The sequence below is a fragment of the Escherichia sp. XD33 genome, assembly GCF_019375075.1.
GTDB classification, from domain to species: Bacteria; Pseudomonadota; Gammaproteobacteria; order Enterobacterales; family Enterobacteriaceae; genus Enterobacter; species Enterobacter flexneri_A.
The window spans coordinates 117824-136233 of the sequence record NZ_JAENDM010000004.1; the positions used below are offsets into that span (position 1 = coordinate 117824).

Sequence of the window (18410 nt, forward strand, 5' to 3'; positions counted from 1 at the left end):
ATTTTTATTCTTTTTTACCTGCCTGACGGAATGTCAGGTTGTAGCGGCAGTCAGTGGTGAGTGGATGAAACCCCGCTTTCAACGGTTGAATACCGTGATAAAACAGCCGCGATTCACCGCCCCATATCACCACATCGCCATGTTCCAACAACAATCTTTTTAGCGGATCATTTCGTTTCAGGCCGCCAAATTGAAAAATCGCGGGTAAGCCCAGAGAAACAGAAACAATCGGCGCGCGCAGATCCGGTTCGTCTTTATCCTGATGCAGCGACAGTTTCGCGCCAGGAGCGTAGCGGTTGATAAGACAAGCATCTGGCTGGAAATCTGGATAGCCCGCCGCCGTAGCCGCACGTTGACATAAATTATGAAAACTCTGTGGCATGGCGGGCCACGGTTTATTTGTTTGCGGATCAATGGGCGAATAGAGATAACCTTGCCGATGGCTCGTCCAGCCCAGATGCCCACAGTTGGTCATCGCCACCGACATGGTATATCCCCCGGGGGTGACCATCTGGCGAAACGGCGACTGGCTGGCAACGTCATTAATATCGCGGATTAGTTGCTCCGCAGCGTTAAAAGCAAAACGGTGCAAAATTACCGCTCCAGCCGCCAGTGGCTCTTGCCACGGTTCAGCATCGGCAAACAGATCCAACATTACCTCTCCTCATTTTCAGCTTCGCGGCGCAGCAGTTGCGCTTTACGCGACACGCCCCAGCGGTAACCGGAAAGTGTGCCATCACCACGGACCACCCGATGACAGGGTATTATGATAGCCAGCTTGTTGGCGGCACAGGCGCTGGCAACGGCCCGTACCGCTTTCGGTTTGCCGATGGCGTTAGCCAGTTGCTGATAACTGACGGTTTCACCGCAAGGTATCGTGCGCAGTGCCTGCCAGACTTGTTGCTGAAAAGCAGTGCCGCGAATGTCCAGCGGTAACGTCAGCGGCGTATCGCGTTGATTGAGGCTGGCGATCACTTCACGCACATGTTGCTGAAACATCAGATCGGCAGGCGCGTTGTCGGCAGCGGGAAACATCTGCTGCAACTCGCTGATTAGTGTCGCGTCATCATCGCCCAGCAATATCGCGCAAATCCCCCGCTCGCTTTCTGCCACCAGGCAACGACCCAGCTCACAATCAGCCAGCGCATAACGCACCGCCAGATTTTCGCCACCGTGACGGAATTGTTTAGCCGTCATGCCCAGCGTTTCGTCAGCTTTGCGATAGTAACTGCTGCTGTCGGGGAATCCGGCGTTAAGAATAGACGTCGTCACGCTCTCCCCTTTCGCCAGCGATTCGCGCAAACGGCGAGCGCGCCAGGCCTGTTGCCAGGCTTTAGGCGTCATTCCGGTAGTCGCTTTAAACAACCGATGTAGATGAAATGGACTCATCGCCACCTGGTCGGCTAAGGCTTCCAGCGTTACAGGCGTTTCCTGTTCCAGCAGTCGACACCCGTGGGTGATTTTATCCAACCGATGTTGCTGGGCATTGGCTTTTTCTGGCTGACAACGTTTGCAGGGGCGAAAGCCAGCGGCGAGTGCCTCGCTGGCATTTGCGTAGAAGGAGACGTTTTCCCGCAAAGCATGTCTGGCGCGGCAAGACGGACGGCAAAAGATGCCTGTGGTACGCACGGCGAAAACGAATTCGCCGTCGGCATTCGGGTCGCGGGCTAAGACAGATTGCCAGCGTTGATCGTCAGTTAAGCATGTGGCTTTTTTCATAATCAGCTCCCTGGTTAAGGATAGCCTTTAGTCTGCCCGGTCACCATCACGCAAAAACCAACAATCTTGCGCTTTAATTTTTTTCGCTGACAAGGAAGCTTTTAAACTGTGGTGACATCCAGGTTTTAAAGCTATCGCCTTCTTTGGTGATCATATAAACCGCCAGCCCTTCCCGGCGAACAACCTCTTTGGCTTTCTCCGGCCCGAGTACCATCAAGCCAGTATCCCAGGCATCGGCTTCCAGCGCCGTCGGAGCAATCACCGTCACGGATACCAGATTGTGTTCGATGGGACGCCCGGTTTGCGGATCGATAACATGGGAAAGACGTTTGCCGTCCAGTTCGTAATAGTTACGGTAGCTGCCAGAGGTGCTAATCCCATGACCGTTGATATCCACCACAGCCTGAACCGCGTTTTCTTTATCGGTTGGTTTTTGAATCGCTACCCGCCACGGCTGGCCTTCACCGTTCATACCACGGCTGTTCAGCGCGCCGCCCACCGACACCAGATAGCGGGAAATCCCTTCCTGCTCCATCAAGCGTGCCAGGTGATCCGCCGCATAACCTTCACCGACGGTGGAGAGATCGACATATAAATCCGGCAGGTCTTTTTGCAGATATTGCTGATGCGACTGATTAATGACCGTCAGGTGCTGTAAGCCGGTTTTGGCTTTCACCGCATCGATCTGTTCCTGGCTCGGAATTTGAACCGGCTGTTGTTCCGGGCCAAAGCCCCACAGATTCACCAGCGGCCCGACGGTTATATCCATCGCACCATCGGTCCTTGCGCCAATGCGCAGCGAGGTGGTGACGATATCGGCCATCGCTTCACTTACCGGCCACGGCGACAAACTTTGCGAGTCGTTAAAGCGCATCAGCGCGGAATCTTTTTTATAGGTCGAAAGCAGCTGATCGTCGGCGTCCAGCTGGGTCTGAATCTTTTCTTTAAGTTCGGCACTGCGTTTGGCATCAATGCCCGGGATGCTGGCACGCCAGAAGGTACCCATGGTTTTGCCTTCAAGAACGGTAACTTCAGTAGCGTGGGTTTTGGCGGGTTGTGGTTTTTGATCGCAACCAACAAAGAAGAGCGCGGCAGCCAGCAGTGCCACGCGGGTAAAGCTTATTTCCATACGTGATTATCCTCATGCGAACGGTCGCAAGAGTACACCAAAAAACTGTGTTTGTACGCTGAAAACAATGAAAAAAGGGCCCGCAGGCCCTTTGTTCGATATCCATCGAGATTAGAACTGGTAAACCAGACCCAGAGCTACGATGTTATCAGTGTTGATGCCAGCGTCACGAGTGAACTGGTTGTCGTCCAGCAGGTTGATTTTGTAGTCAACGTAGGTGGACATGTTTTTGTTGAAGTAGTAGGTCGCACCAACATCAACATATTTCAGGATATCTTCGTCGTCGTAGCCACGACCCAGGTTTTTACCTTTAGACTGCAGGTAAGCCAGAGACGGACGCAGACCGAAGTCGAACTGGTACTGAGCAACAGCTTCGAAGTTCTGTGCTTTGTTCGCCCAACCCAGGGAACCTACGCGAGTTGCGTTGTAGGTCTGGGTGTACTGAGCAGCCAGATAGATGTTGTTAGCGTCGTATTTCAGACCACCAGTGTAGGTTTCAGCACGGTCGCCAGTACCGATGTAATCAGCGGTGTTGTTCTGAGCATCAGTACGTTTGGAGCTGGAAACTGCAGCACCGATACCAAAGCCTTCATAATTGTAAGTAATAGAACCACCAACACCGTCACCGTTCTGCTCAAATACATCATTACGGCCATTAGTGGTCATACCTTCGCCATGAGCACTACCGTTTTTACCCTGATACTGAACAGCAAAATCAAGACCGTCAACCAGACCGAAGAAGTCGGTGTTACGGTAGGTCGCGAAACCGTTACCACGCTGCTGCATGAAGTTATCAGAGTCGTAGGTATCGCCACCGAATTCTGGCAGAACGTCGGTCCAGGAAGTTACGTCGTAGACAACGCCGTAGTTACGACCATAGTCGAAAGAACCAACGTCCTGGAATTTCAGACCAGCGAATGCCACACGGGTCCAAGAACTATTGTCACTTTCAGGTTCGTTACCCTGAATCTGATATTCCCACTGACCATAACCGGTCAGCTGATCAGTAACCTGAGTTTCACCTTTGAAACCAAGACGCATGTAGGTCTTGTCGCCATCTTTAGAGTCGTTATCGGAGAAGTAGTGCAGGCCGTCAACTTTACCGTACAGATCTAATTTGTTGCCGTCTTTGTTGTAAATTTCAGCAGCGTTTGCTGCGCCTGCTACCAGCAGAGCTGGGACCAGGAGGGACAGTACTTTAACTTTCATGTTATTAACCCTCTGTTATATGCCTTTATTTGCTTTTTTATGCCACTGCATACTGATTAACCCTCATTAATCAGTCGGCAAGTCCATTCTCCCCAAAAATGCAGAATAATCCAACACGAATATGATACTAAAACTTTTAAGATGTTTCATTTATCGCTATAGATGTTTCAGAATGTAAATACAAGGGAACTTTTTAAGATTATTGCGGAATGGCGAAATAAGCACCTAACATCAAGCAATAATAATTCAAGGTTAAAATCAATAACTTATTCTTAAGTATTTGACAGCACTGAATGTCAAAACAAAACCTTCACTCGCAACTAGAATATCTCCCGCTATCATCATTAACTTTATTTATTACCGTCATTCATTTCTGAATGTCTGTTTACCCCTATTTCAACCGGATGCCTCGCATCCGGTTTTTTTTACCCTTCTTTACACAATTTTCATTATTCTGTGCTACCACAGAAAAACTATAACGCTTGTTAACTATTTCACAAATAATTAACATCAGCATAATTTCCAGCAATCTTCGTTTATTTGCAATTAATTTCGTTAGGCTTTTTGTAGGTTATTTGTACAGCAAAATGGCGCTTGTACATCTATTTCCCCCAATGCAGGATGATAAATATCACGGGAGAATAGAGAATCATCAATCAGGTAAGAGTCTGGAATTTCACACTGTACCCTTTATACTGCCCTATCACTTCGCGAAGTTTTAACAGGTCATAAACACGAATGCGTCAGAAAGAGACAACGGCCACGACCCGCTTTTCACTCCTACCGGGGAGCATTACCCGCTTCTTTTTACTGTTGATCATTGTGTTACTGGTGACGATGGGTGTAATGGTACAAAGCGCCGTTAACGCCTGGCTGAAAGATAAAAGTTACCAGATTGTCGACATTACCCACGCAATCCAAAAGCGCGTCGATACCTGGCGTTACGTGACCTGGCAGATCTACGACAACATTGCCGCGACGACTTCCCCCTCCTCCGGCGAAGGTTTACAAGAGACGCGCCTGAAACAGGATGTCTACTATCTGGAAAAACCACGCCGCAAAACGGAAGCGTTAATCTTTGGCTCTCACGACAACTCAACGCTTGAGATGACTCAACGGATGTCCACCTATCTGGACACATTGTGGGGCGCAGAAAATATACCGTGGTCGATGTATTACCTGAATGGTCAGGATAACAGTCTGGTACTGATCTCGACCCTGCCCCTCAAAGATCTCACCTCCGGATTTAAAGAATCGACCGTCAGCGACATTGTTGATTCACGTCGTGCAGAGATGTTGCAACAGGCCAACGCCCTCGATGAACGCGAAAGTTTTTCTAACCTGCGCCGCCTGGCCTGGCAGAACGGTCATTACTTTACCTTGCGTACCACGTTCAACCAGCCGGGACATCTGGCAACGGTCGTTGCTTTTGATCTGCCGATTAATGATTTGATCCCACCGGGTATGCCGCTGGACAGTTTCCGCCTTGAGCCAGACGCGACGGCAACGGGAAACAATGAAAATGAGAAAGAAGGGACGGATAGCGTCAGTATCCACTTTAACAGTACGAAGATTGAAATCTCCTCGGCACTCAACTCTACCGATATGCGCCTGGTCTGGCAGGTTCCTTATGGCACCTTATTGCTGGATACGTTGCAAAACATTCTGCTGCCACTGCTGCTGAACATCGGTTTGCTGGCGCTGGCGTTATTTGGCTATACCACATTCCGCCATTTCTCCAGCCGCAGTACAGAAAGCGTCCCCAGCACGGCGGTCAATAACGAATTGCGCATTTTACGGGCAATTAATGAAGAGATAGTCTCACTGCTGCCGCTCGGCCTGCTGGTTCACGATCAGGAATCGAACCGCACTGTCATAAGTAACAAAATTGCCGATCATTTGCTGCCGCATTTAAATCTGCAAAACATCACTACCATGGCGGAGCAGCATCAGGGGATTATTCAGGCGACGATCAATAACGAGCTGTATGAGATCCGCATGTTCCGCAGCCAGGTTGCGCCGCGCACACAAATTTTCATTATTCGCGATCAGGATCGCGAAGTGCTGGTAAACAAGAAACTCAAGCAGGCGCAGCGTCTGTATGAGAAAAACCAGCAGGGGCGGATGACCTTTATGAAAAACATTGGCGATGCGCTGAAAGAACCCGCACAGTCCCTGGCAGAGAGCGCGGCTAAACTCAATGCCCCGGAAAGCAAACAACTGGCGAATCAGGCAGATGTGCTGGTGCGGCTGGTCGATGAAATACAGTTAGCGAACATGCTTGCGGACGATAGCTGGAAAAGTGAGACGGTGCTGTTCTCTGTGCAGGATTTGATTGATGAAGTTGTGCCTTCAGTGTTGCCTGCCATCAAGCGTAAAGGTCTGCAACTGCTGATTAACAATCATCTGAAAGCACACGATATGCGCCGCGGCGATCGCGATGCCTTACAACGTATTTTGCTGCTACTGATGCAATATGCCGTGACCTCAACGCAATTGGGAAAAATCACCCTTGAGGTTGATCAGGATGAGTCCTCCGAAGACCGCCTTACGTTCCGCATTCTGGACACCGGAGAAGGCGTAAGCATTCATGAAATGGATAATTTGCACTTCCCGTTCATCAACCAGACCCAAAACGATCGCTATGGCAAGGCGGACCCGCTGGCATTCTGGCTGAGCGATCAACTGGCACGTAAACTGGGCGGTCATTTAAACATCAAAACGCGGGATGGGCTTGGTACACGCTACTCTGTGCATATCAAAATGCTCGCAGCGGACCCGGAAGTTGAAGAGGAAGAAGAACGATTACTGGATGATGTCTGCATAATGGTGGATGTTACTTCGGCAGAAATTCGGAATATTGTCACTCGCCAGTTAGAAAATTGGGGTGCAACCTGTATCACACCCGATGAAAGATTAATTAGTCAAGATTATGATATCTTTTTAACGGATAATCCGTCTAATCTTACTGCCTCTGGCTTGCTTTTAAGCGATGATGAGTCTGGCGTACGGGAAATTGGACCTGGTCAATTGTGCGTCAACTTCAATATGAGCAACGCTATGCAGGAAGCGGTCTTACAATTAATTGAAGTGCAACTGGCGCAGGAAGAGGTGACAGAATCGCCTCTGGGCGGAGATGAAAATGCGCAACTCCATGCCAGCGGCTATTATGCGCTCTTTGTAGACACAGTACCGGATGATGTTAAGAGGCTGTATACTGAAGCAGCAACCAGTGACTTTGCTGCGTTAGCCCAAACGGCTCATCGTCTTAAAGGCGTATTTGCCATGCTAAATCTGGTACCCGGCAAGCAGTTATGTGAAACGCTGGAACATCTGATTCGTGAGAAGGATGTTCCAGGAATAGAAAAATACATCAGCGACATTGACAGTTATGTCAAGAGCTTGCTGTAGCAAGGTAGCCTATTACATGAACAATATGAACGTAATTATTGCCGATGACCATCCGATAGTCTTGTTCGGTATTCGCAAATCACTTGAGCAAATTGAGTGGGTGAATGTTGTCGGCGAATTTGAAGACTCTACAGCACTGATCAACAACCTGCCGAAACTGGATGCGCATGTGTTGATTACCGATCTCTCCATGCCTGGCGATAAGTACGGCGATGGAATTACCTTAATCAAGTACATCAAGCGCCATTTCCCAAGCCTGTCGATCATCGTTCTGACCATGAACAACAACCCGGCGATTCTTAGTGCGGTATTGGATCTGGATATCGAAGGGATCGTGCTGAAACAAGGTGCACCGACCGATCTGCCGAAAGCTCTCGCCGCGCTGCAGAAAGGGAAGAAATTTACCCCGGAAAGCGTTTCTCGCCTGTTAGAAAAAATCAGTGCTGGCGGTTATGGTGACAAGCGTCTCTCGCCAAAAGAGAGTGAAGTTCTGCGCCTGTTTGCGGAAGGTTTCCTGGTGACCGAGATCGCTAAAAAGCTGAACCGCAGTATCAAAACCATCAGTAGCCAGAAGAAATCTGCGATGATGAAGCTGGGTGTCGAGAACGATATTGCTCTGCTGAATTATCTCTCTTCTGTGACCTTAAGTCCGGCAGATAAAGACTAATCATCTATAGGCCAGATAAGACGCGTCAGCGTCGCATCTGGCATTTGCACTGAATGCCGGATGCGGCGTAAACGCCTTATCCGGCCTACGATTCCCATTATTTCAATGGATTACAACAAAGTAGGCCAGATAAGACGCACCAGCGTCGCGTCTGGCATTTGCACTGAATGCCAGATGCGGCGTAAATGTCTTATAAGCCTACGATTCCCGCGATTTCCTGACCCTCTCGGCATATACCGTCAGTGTCTGTATTATAACATCCAGCGTTACCGGCTTCGACAGGCAACTGTCCATACCGGACTCCAGACACCGCTGCTTCTCTTCAGCCAGCGCATTAGCAGTTACTCCGATTACCGGCAACGTCAGCCCCAACTGACGAATGCGTTGCGTCAAGCGGTAACCATCCATATTTGGCATGTTGACGTCGCTAAGCACGATATCAATATGATTCTTGCTAAGTACATTAAGCGCATCGACGCCATCATTCGCGGTTTTACATTGATAGCCCAACGATCCCAACTGATCTGCAAGCAGACGCCGGTTAATCGGATGATCATCCACGACCAGAATCATCATATCGTCGTTATCGCTGACCGCTTTGTCCGTCGACGGCAGAGCGTTAGCAGGATCATCGCTCTCCATCTCGATCAAATAAATACGCGCCAACAATGCCGGTAGCTCATGCGGTGCAGCCACACTGTGTACCCACTCCCCTGGCGCTTTCTCCAGCGGAATACCAATATGGCGACGACAGAAGGTCACTACCGCTCTACCCTGCCATTTTTTGCTCACTACCTCGTCAGTGATTAACACATCTTCGGGAGTCGGTTCCTGCCCTTCGTATGTTGTAACGACGATGCCGCTGCGCTGCAAACTGGTTTCCAGGAACTGACAGAGCGACGCATTGCGGACCGCCAGCCAGCAGCGTTTACCACTCAACCCTTCCACGCCTTTTTTCTGCGGGTACTGAGCGCCGTACAACGGAATACGCACGGTAAACTGGCTGCCCATTCCCGGTTCTGAATCTACCGAGATGTCGCCGTCCATCATGCTGATCAGTTTTTCACAAATCGCCAGCCCCAGACCGGTCCCCTGGAAGTTACGCTGTACGCCCGTGCCGACCTGGAAGAAGGGATCAAACAAGCGCACCACTTCTTTCGCCGGAATCCCCACCCCCGTATCACGCACACGGATAGAGAGATAATCGCCATCAGCGCGAACATGCAGAACTATACAGCCGGTATCGGTGAATTTTATGGCGTTACTCAACAGGTTGGAGATGACCTGCTGTAAACGCATTGGGTCGCCATTTAAGGCCACTGGCACATCCGGTTCAATAAAGCAGTACAAGCCTAGCTGCTTGCGTACCACCAGCGGTAAATAGTTGGCGGTGATGTGGTTCATCACTTCACGCGGTGAAAACTCACGCGGTTCGATCTTCAACTGTTCTGATTCAATTTTCGAGAAATCGAGAATATCGCTGATAATTTTCAACAACAGGCTGGAAGAGTTGTTCATTGCCGTCACCAGACGATCGACGCCTTTTGGCAGCTCTTTGGTTTGCAACAGATCCAGGTTACCGATAATGCCATACAGCGGCGTTCGCAGCTCATGACTTACGGTGGCAAGGAACATCGATTTTGACTGACTCGCCTGTTCCGCTGCTTGTGCCATCTCCTGCAACGACTCTTCCATCTTCACGCGCGAAGAAACATCCACCAGCACACAAATAGCCACGTTTTCATTACGATAGCGCGAATGGACGAAGCTGATTTGCAGATTGGTATTGTTGCTGGTCAGGACATCAACAAAATTGACCTGCTGACCACAGATAATTTGCGTCAGTCGTTGGCGATCCTCATGCGTAAGCATATTGAGATAGGTATGCGCAAGTTCGTTACTTAAAATATTAACACCATCAGCGGTACGCAAAATGCAGATACCCACTGGCGCGGAGGCGACAATCTTGCGATTAAACTGCTCATGCTCTTCCAGTCGCAGGGCGTCGCTTTCCGCAGGAATGAATATACGCCGCTCGTACATCCGTGCGAGAGTAAACAACGCGGCTCCGGCAAGCACATTCAGCAAAATCGCGTTAAGGATCAACATGCGAATGCGCTCCAGCACCTTATCAACCGGCACCGAATAGACGATGCTTAACGATGAAGGTGGCAGGTTTTTCTTCAGCACCAGTTCCCGGAACCCTTCCGTATAGCCAAACCAGGAACGTTCCTGCATCCAGCGAGGATCGCTCTTAATCTTGCTTTCCGGTCCGGTAAGCGAAATCAGGGTATGACCATTTTCATCAAGAATGGTAACCCCCATCGGCAACGTACCAGGTAAAAAAAAGTTCTCCATCCGGATGGTTTGCTCGACACCCAAAAGCGCCTGCAACCGGTTCGCCAGATAAACTGGCGTCAAGGCGTAAAAATACCCGACGCCAGGGCGCGGACCTTCGCTGATCCAGTAGAGGTTACTGCCACTATCATCTTGTGGTGCATTTCGATATTTATTAATGCGTTCATGCAAAGCTTTTAGCGCGGTATCGCGTTCCACTGGCATATCACGCAGACCGAAATTGGCCATGCAGAGGTTATCGCTGCCGATTAAAAATACCCGGTTGAGATCGTAAGCCGCAGAGAAATTATCGCGCCAGTAGCGCATAAACCACGCCAATGACTCCAGAGAAACTCGCCAGGTGTTACTCATTGCGGAACAATCGGAGTCGGCAAACAGTGGTTCAAACACAGGCACATCTGCCTGCGTTTCTCGTCCACGCGGCGAAAGCACACCGTTTTCTGCCGATAAGCGATTTTCAGCTATGTACTTCAGCTCTTTCATCACATCAGAGGTGCGTTGAATAAAGCGCTGAGCCTGATCGGAACTCAGATTAAATTCCTGACGAATTTCCGATTCTCGCTGATGCAACGCATTAACGATGTAAAAAACGGATGAAAAAGCAATCAACAGCCAGAGCACTAACGCCAATGCTCTGAACATGTAGCGCGAGGCTTTCAGGGTTGTACGAAAAGAAGCAAGGTATTTCAAAGGGGCGAAGCTCCGCCTCAGGTGACCGATGGAGTGTGGTTAAGGTAGCGGTAAAAGCGTGTTACCGCAATGTTCTGTCACCATTGCAATAATGCGTATCGCTTAGAAACCATTGCCTTAATCAGGAAAGCCGGAGTAAATGGACAGTTTTCAGTACGAACAACAAGAAATGACCAATCTGCCGACGCTTGTTAATGGTTATATCCTGGCGTCGGCAGATCGCCCAGCAGTCTTATCTGAAAAAAGAGAGAGCCAGGTTGTGTGAAAGGATGGATCACCAGTCAAAACTTTTCACCAGCGTCAGTTCGCCAGCATTACGCATCGGTACAATAAATGTTTCCTGTTTCTCATTAACCGATCCTTCATCGGTGATCAGCGTCAGTTGGGCGGTCGTCAATTCCGTTTCGCTGCGTCCGCCATAGTAGTTGATATATACCTGATAGCGCCCGTGAACTGGTGCTGGCATGGCGAAAATCTCCGGTCCGTACCCCGTCGTGACATCCATATCCAGTGCACCACTGTTTTTCAGCACCGTGTTACCGTACCAGGCGTGTTCACCATCGGGTGTAACAACGTGAAGATCGAGGTCGGTATTGTCCGTATCCCAGGAGAGAACCAGCCGTAAACGCGCGCGAATCACTCCAGCCCCCGGCGTTGAGTAAAACTGCATTTTTTGTCGGCTTTGCCCATCTGGGCTGATGACCTGCACGCTGTTGCTGCCTTCAGTGAAAATATAAGGGCGTGCAAATGAACCATCGGATTCAATTCTCTGCGGCATACTGGCACCGTTGACCACCAACCGGCCCTGCTGAACTTTACCCGCCGCCGCATAATTCTTTATTTTGCCGCGGATCTGCGCTGAGATATTTTGATCATCTGCCATGTTGACGGACGACGCGGGGTAATTGATCGATTGTGAAAAGCTGGCATCTTCACCATCCGCAGGATGCCAGCCAGAGAGCGGTGCATCAATCTCGACTTCCTGTACACCTTCACTGTGAGCGACAGGCGAAAGCGCCACCAGTAACAACGGAAAAAAAATCTTTCGTATAGCATTAGTCCATTAATAATTGTCGGGTCAGCGTTTCGATATAGTTCTCATCAAGCCCGGTGGGATAACCATCAAAGGCCAGGTGCAGATACTCATGGGTTAAATCAAGCCGATCCTGAAGCGTAAAGAAGTTACGAATAAACAGCCGTTTCTGCTGCCGATCGGTATAGGGGAAACCTGAGACTAAACGGCAGACCGCAAACACGTCTGGTTCGTTGTACCCCGTCTCGCCTTGTAACATACCCCGCCACTGCGGCATTTTTTTCGCCAGCCAGGCCTTCGCTTTGGGTAATAACTGGCAGGTTGAGCGTGGCGCTCCCCAGCGGCTAAGGCTGTTGTCGGGATAAGCAAACGCGAGTATCTGGTCGTAACGCTCTCCCTGCCCCGCCTGGACGGTGGCTTGCCGCCAGGAAAGCGTCCCTTCGGTAGCGCGACTGCCGTGATAATGGACCGGGTCGCCCGCATAGATGAGATCCTGCGTCCAGGCGGTCATCATTCGCGCCCCCGTGGTAGCTGGCGAAGCAGAAACACGCTGCATGGCGCTGCTGTCGGGGATGGTCAGGCAATCGCCTTCCCGATTGGCGTTTTGCTGTAAGAAAGTGCGAATCGCCACGGTCATAGCTTTCGCTGCCTCAGGGGGCGTACTTTTCGCCTCGCGGTCCAGTACTCTGGCAACGTACTCTTCACGATCAAGATGCGACTGCAATTTCAGTTTGCCCTTTTCTGTCAGTAAGGTCGTCTCACCGTGGCTGACAAACGTAATGTGGTTACCATTGGCAAACGTCACACGATAGCGCCCATTAAGTACGCCGGGTTTTACTGCTGTCGTACTCTTTTCCGCCGTGATTTTCTTCAGCGGATAACGGGCAAACAGCTCCACCTCTACACATTGCCCACTGGCAACTTGCGTCGGCACTGGCAATACCCGATTAAGCACCGTCGCATAACGGGTCAGTACCGTTTTGCTGGTGCCACTGCCAGTAACCCACAGCGGTGTACCATCGGTTAACCAGCCGGCAAAACCACCCTGCCGGATTTCCTGCTCATCATCGGCAAACCAGCTCCAGGTTTTCACCCTTACCCGACTACCGAGCATGGATGCGACACCGATTTTCGCCTCGTCCAGCACCACATCCAGTAAGATTTCCTGAGCTTTGTTTTGCGCGGGTAACGTCGCTAATGAATCAAGCAGCGATTTAACCGTTACCGAGGTTTCTGGCTTCAGCGTCGGAAGAGACGCTAACCACGCAGGTGCCTGACGCTGTTGCCAGTATTGCCCCCAAACATCTGCACCAATATGCAACCGTTGCGGCGCAAAATAGAGTCCACAGGAGCGTACCAGCGCGGTATCGCGCGTTATGCTCTCCCCAGCCTGACAACAATAAACCTCTTCCGGGGAGTTTCCGCGACACTGGTAGGGCTGCTCTGGTTGATGGGTATCCTCCAGCCAGGCGTAAACATACAGTTTCCACAAACTCCCTAATGGCGTGGTGAGCGTGTCAGGTAATGCCGAGACTTTGGTCACGCCTGATGACGACAGCTGATACAGTTGATCGTGCTGCGCGCCCCGCAGCGCCAGTTGTAACGGCGTCTCCTCCGCAAGCGTTGGCAGAGTAACCAACGCTAATAGCCAGACGATTCTGCGCCAGTTCACTTATTTCACCTGCATCCCGGTCCATTCGCTCCCTGCCGCAACACTTTGCTGTGCAGGTGCATAGGAACGCACATAACGAGCAGGAGGCAGAACGAATTGCCCTTTTTGCGAGAAGCGCAGCAAATGGCGGAAAGAGACCGTTCCCGTCAGTTCTTTCACCGGCACCATATAGGCCAGTTCGCCCATTTCATTTCGCGCTTTTTCCAGCAACTGCCCCTGCTGTTTCGCGGCGTTGGGTTTATTGACCGAAATGCCCCACGTTGTCCGCTCAACATCGGCTCCCGGCGGCAGCGGTACTTCTACCTGGCCGTAGCGCAGAGCTGCATCTTGCTCGCTGGTAAGTGTGATTTCATCGAGATACAGCGCATCGCTGTCAATCTCATTGCTGTTGACAGGCTGTAAGGTAAAGTTCATATCCTCTTCACCCGGGATAAGCCGATACAACTGTCGTTCAACGGTCACCGGAATGTGACTTTGTTGAGCCGTTTTTGCCGGTTCACGCCAGCGAACCTGCACGTTTTGCGGCGGTAATTCGTCACCAAAAGAGAGAATGTCCGGCACGCCCTGACCAACCCAACGCCAGTATTCACCCCCTCCGGTTAACTTATGTTTGGCCCATGCGCCCGCAGGAGCAGGTAACGTAACCGGAGGCATCGTCGCCATATATTTCGCCAGCCAGTTCATTGCCAGCGCGCGCTCAATGGTGGATTGCTCAGCGGTTAAACCACTTAAAATAGCGGCAGCCTGGGTGGCGTCGCCTCCGCTATTGAGCAGCACAACCGTGTGCGCCAGCGGCTGGTTACTGTTTGCCGCTTTATCCCACGCATATTGCTGAACCTGTGGCATCACAGTGGACTTCAACTGCGCTTTTTTCAGCAACGTCATGGTTAAGACGTTTGCCACCGCATCTGCCAGTGGAGATTCAGGTGTATCGAGGATCAGACTGTCATTGATATCACTGGTGTCTGCCTCAGAGAAATCTTTAGTTTTAGTTCCGCGCCGGGCGATAGCTTCGTCCAACCCTTTCAACAACGTTTTGCACGGCAGATTCATCTCCTGCGCCCACGCCAGCACCAGCGCCCGATGCAATAATGGCATGTTATCCGCCTGCTCCGCGTAGCTGTCGAGCATATGCTGCCAGTATTCCGGTTGTTGCGTTACGCCGAGCGCCTGGCTGGCCTGCCAGTCGGCGTACCATGCCCATGCCGTGAGGAATGCGTCGCCATTGCCATCTTCACCCCACCAGGTAAAGCGCGCTCCTGGCCCCGCCAGTTGCATCAGCCGCAAACGGTTATCCTGAATCCTCTGACGAATGTCGTTAGCGGCGGCACTTTGATGATCGGCAAGTGAACGCCAGGCGAGACTGAGCGGGATCAGACGGCTACCGGTGTTGATCACGCCACCCCACGGTTCATCGACTAACGCATCAAGATTGTTACGGAAAATCTCCTGCGGCGTTTCACTACTTTGCAACCGGATATTGCTCGCCTGCTCGGGCAACATCAGCGCGTTATCGCCACCGCCGAGCATGACGTTTTTCTGCTGTTCAACGGGCCAGCTGTTATCCACAAAAGACAGTTTTGTGCTAATACTGTCCTGCACTTGCCCATTTTGTTGGAGTTCTGCACTTAACAAGCCAGATTGCTGAATATTCTGCGTCAGCGAAATATAATTCGCCCCTTTATGCAACGTCAGCGTCTGACGCACCTCAGCGCCTGAAAATTTAGTCACCAGCGCCACCGGTTCGTTATCCTGCTGACTGAAGATAAACAGTCCTGCCGCCGGTTTGTCGCCCATGCGATATACCGTTGGCATACTCCACTTCATGTAGAGATTTTTTTCCGAACGCAAATAAGCACGCCCCTGCCCGACCAGCCCGTCGCCGTTCATCCCACGCGCGGTGATGCGCCAGCGGGTTAATGAATCAGGCATCAGGAACGTGAAATACGCTTTGCCTTGTTTATCGGTTGTGAGTGACGGCATCCATGCCGCAGTATCCACTTCTTCACGCCGTGGACGTTCCAGCATTTTCACTCGCCGCTCGCTGCGGTTAGTCGCGCCAGGCGCAACAGGTTCGCTGGAGAGCGCCTGGTCGTAGCTGATAAATGACAGGCTGGAACTGGTGCGCACATTGTTACGCCCCAGCGGATAGAAAAATTTGCCGATATTCGGCGCGATTTCCGGTTGCAGCGCGTAGATCATTTCATCGACCACGCCAACCGTTAACTGCGCAGAAACTGGTTTACCTTTCAGCAACGAGGTTAATTCGACATTGACCAGTTCACCTGGCTGGTAATGGGTTTTGTCCGTTTTCACCCGAATATCCAACTGGGGAACGGCAACTTTGATCCCGGCGTTCTGAAAACTGTACTGACCGTTACGGGTATACAGCACCGAAAAAGTGATGTTAGGCGCAAAGGAATTGTTCACCGGAACGCGGGCTTCATACTGGGTATCGTTTAAACGTTGTAACGTCAGCCAGTTTGCCGGATGCGATAGCAGCGACTGCTGTTCAACGCGATCGCGTTCCAGCGTCAATAACGCTTCATCAATTGGCTCCGGGAAGGTAATCAGCATCTTCGCGGTTTCGCCTGGCTTGTACAGCGTTTTATCTGCCACGATATCTACCGTACCAGTATGCGCCGTGCTGCCCTTACCGCTGACGGCATGGCTTAACCCGGCGAGAATTAAGCCGTCTTTATCGCGTAACGTCAGGTTGTAGTTGCCTGGTTTATCGAAATTGACGGTAAAGGATTTGCCGCCAGAAGGTAGATCTCCGCTGTGGCTCGTGCGGTCTTCCAGACGCAACCACTCATACGTAACAGGAACCTGTTTTGAAGATTCCAGCGCAGCATAACGGAAAACAACCGATTCACCGCTATTGCTGTATTGTGCGGCGGTGCTCAAAGTGTAATGCGCCAGACCGCGTTCAATGAGGATCTCTTTGGTGGTGGTAACACGATACGCCGCGCCGTCACTGGCGGAGACAGTTAACAAATAACGGCTTGGTTTATCGGCGACGGGGAGATTTAACGCCACATAACCATTATCGTCGGAAACTGTTTCACTGCCTTCCAGCGACACCGGGAAGCGCCCGGCATAGCGCAAATCGTTACCGACCATCGAAAGTTGTTGGGCGCGCAAACTTAACTGCACGCGGGCATCTTTTACCGGCTCGCCATCCGGGTAAAGCAGTTGCAGTTTGCCGCTAACCGCTTCGCCTGTTTTGAACTCTTTTTTGTCGAGAGCTAAACCAATCTCAAAATGTGGCTTGATATAGTTGGCTACGCGAAAACTACTGCTATAGACCTGATTGCGGTAAGCAAGACGTAATTCATAACCTCCGGCAACGGCATTTTCTGGCAGGCGGAAACTCCCCTGCCCGCCATTACGCGCATCCAGCGTGACATTGACGGTTTGCAACAGGCTGCCATTAGCATCCAGCACTGAAAGTTTCGCCGGTGCGCTGACGATAGGGGATGAATGCAACGGATCGTGGAACTCGCGGCCCATCACTTTAACATCGACACGATCGCCTGCGCGATATAGCGGGCGATCAGTAAAGATATACAAGCGGGTATTGTAGATTTCACTTTCGTAGAAAAAATTCTCGGAGACAAAAACGCCGCCTTCTGCATCTTTACCCAGAATGTATGAACGTTCCGGCGATATATGTTGTAACTGCAAGGTACCGCTGTCATCGGTCACACCACGAGTCATCACGCCAAGACCGTCAGTCCACAGGATCTCTGAGCCTGGCTTCGCTTCACCCTGTTTTTTGCCAGCAGTCCACACCAGAAGTTCGTTGCCTGACACTTTGCTAAGCGCCACGGTATCGGAAACAAACACCACCGTCGTTGCCCGATACCCACCGACCATCGCTTCGACGAGATACAGTCCTGGCTCTTGTTTGCCGAGAGGAATATAGATGTTGCCCGGCTGCGGCGAGATGAAATTGCTGGATGCGCCTTCCAGTTTTACCCCTTGCTGCGGCTCGACCGGTTTTGCCTGCCATAGTGGATAGCGGAACTGTTCCACCAGTGGATATTTTTTCAGCGGTGAAAACTGGCTGTTCTGTACATAACGGGAAGGTTTAACAATGGCATTACCGAGCTGTAATTCGGGTAACGCCTGAGTCACATTCTGCCGTGACTGAGAAGAGAAAGTACGCTGCATTACACGGCGAGATTTGCCATACCAGTTATCCCACAGCCAGGTTAGCGTATTGTTCAGCCCGTCGCCCAGATATTGCGGTTGCACCACAATGCGATGCAGGTTTTTCTGCTGGCGCAAAAATGCCATCGGGTCAGGAATACGATACAGGCGAACGTCCACGCCGCCGTACTCTTCCATCTGGTAACGCCGATAATCACGCCCCGGCGCTTCCAGTCGCACTTTCGCCTCTTCACTGCTGCTAAAACTGCTGTCAGCGAGCAAAAAGAATGTTCCCCCGGCGGGCGGTGCATAGTTACTGGAAGGAAGCGAATCATCAGCATTAGCAAGCCCTGTTCCCACAAGGGAC

The 18410-nt window shown here is 51.1% G+C and carries 11 protein-coding genes; 3 read left to right on the forward strand and 8 right to left on the reverse strand.

All coding sequences use genetic code 11. From position 1 onward, the window contains the following. Nucleotides 1-4 precede the first annotated feature (4 nt). The 4 genes from alkB to K0778_RS04445 form a co-directional block, all read right to left on the reverse strand. Entirely contained in the window at nt 5-655 is a 651-nt protein-coding gene (alkB, locus tag K0778_RS04430; protein WP_000884916.1) for a DNA oxidative demethylase AlkB, read from the reverse strand. After that, nucleotides 655-1719, reverse strand: a complete 1065-nt coding sequence (ada, locus tag K0778_RS04435) for a bifunctional DNA-binding transcriptional regulator/O6-methylguanine-DNA methyltransferase Ada (protein WP_058055620.1) — start codon at nt 1717-1719, stop codon at nt 655-657. Before ada ends, alkB begins: the two co-directional genes overlap by 1 nt. Nucleotides 1720-1792: 73 nt before the next feature. Further along, nucleotides 1793-2848, reverse strand: coding sequence for an FAD:protein FMN transferase ApbE (gene apbE, locus K0778_RS04440; protein ID WP_063084744.1), 1056 nt, complete (start codon nt 2846-2848; stop codon nt 1793-1795). 111 nt (nt 2849-2959) lie between these two features. After that, a complete protein-coding gene (locus K0778_RS04445) occupies nt 2960-4057 on the reverse strand; it encodes a porin OmpC (RefSeq protein ID WP_058061194.1) in 1098 nt (365 codons plus the stop codon). Nucleotides 4058-4795: 738 nt separating this feature from the next. Between K0778_RS04445 and rcsD the strand changes: the two genes are divergently transcribed. Next, complete coding sequence (rcsD, locus tag K0778_RS04450) at nt 4796-7468, forward strand: phosphotransferase RcsD (RefSeq protein WP_063084745.1); 2673 nt, start codon at nt 4796-4798, stop codon at nt 7466-7468. Nucleotides 7469-7484: 16 nt separating this feature from the next. Next, on the forward strand, nt 7485-8135 hold the full coding sequence (rcsB, locus tag K0778_RS04455) for a response regulator transcription factor RcsB (RefSeq protein ID WP_001061917.1): 651 nt from the start codon (nt 7485-7487) through the stop codon (nt 8133-8135). Between the two features lie 198 nt (nt 8136-8333). On the opposite strand, the gene rcsC is transcribed toward rcsB, so the two are convergent. Further along, the gene (rcsC, locus tag K0778_RS04460; protein WP_063502121.1) at nt 8334-11183 is read right to left on the reverse strand and encodes a two-component system sensor histidine kinase RcsC; all 2850 of its coding nucleotides are present in this window, start codon (nt 11181-11183) and stop codon (nt 8334-8336) included. 139 nt (nt 11184-11322) lie between these two features. Between rcsC and K0778_RS27645 the strand changes: the two genes are divergently transcribed. Then, on the forward strand, nt 11323-11448 hold the full coding sequence (locus K0778_RS27645) for a hypothetical protein (protein WP_255233127.1): 126 nt from the start codon (nt 11323-11325) through the stop codon (nt 11446-11448). 9 nt (nt 11449-11457) lie between these two features. Here the strand turns inward: K0778_RS27645 and K0778_RS04465 are convergent, their stop codons facing one another. From K0778_RS04465 to K0778_RS04475, 3 genes are read right to left on the reverse strand one after another with little or no spacing between them, the layout of a single operon-like run. Then, a complete protein-coding gene (locus K0778_RS04465) occupies nt 11458-12234 on the reverse strand; it encodes a YfaP family protein (RefSeq protein WP_058055550.1) in 777 nt (258 codons plus the stop codon). A gap of 4 nt (nt 12235-12238) precedes the next feature. Then, nucleotides 12239-13888: a YfaQ family protein gene (locus K0778_RS04470; RefSeq protein WP_058055549.1), complete on the reverse strand. Its 1650-nt coding sequence runs from the start codon at nt 13886-13888 to the stop codon at nt 12239-12241. After that, a complete protein-coding gene (locus K0778_RS04475; RefSeq protein WP_063084747.1) occupies nt 13889-18403 on the reverse strand; it encodes an alpha-2-macroglobulin in 4515 nt (1504 codons plus the stop codon). Nucleotides 18404-18410: the final 7 nt, after the last annotated feature.

What these genes read in the sequence shown, in the direction of transcription:
- alkB (WP_000884916.1), bottom strand. Translation starts at nt 655, where the DNA reads ATGTTGGATCTGTTTGCCGATGCTGAACCGTGGCAAGAGCCACTGGCG.
- ada (WP_058055620.1), bottom strand. Translation starts at nt 1,719, where the DNA reads ATGAAAAAAGCCACATGCTTAACTGACGATCAACGCTGGCAATCTGTC.
- apbE (WP_063084744.1), bottom strand. Translation starts at nt 2,848, where the DNA reads ATGGAAATAAGCTTTACCCGCGTGGCACTGCTGGCTGCCGCGCTCTTC.
- K0778_RS04445 (WP_058061194.1), bottom strand. Translation starts at nt 4,057, where the DNA reads ATGAAAGTTAAAGTACTGTCCCTCCTGGTCCCAGCTCTGCTGGTAGCA.
- rcsD (WP_063084745.1), top strand. Translation starts at nt 4,796, where the DNA reads ATGCGTCAGAAAGAGACAACGGCCACGACCCGCTTTTCACTCCTACCG.
- rcsB (WP_001061917.1), top strand. Translation starts at nt 7,485, where the DNA reads ATGAACAATATGAACGTAATTATTGCCGATGACCATCCGATAGTCTTG.
- K0778_RS27645 (WP_255233127.1), top strand. Translation starts at nt 11,323, where the DNA reads ATGGACAGTTTTCAGTACGAACAACAAGAAATGACCAATCTGCCGACG.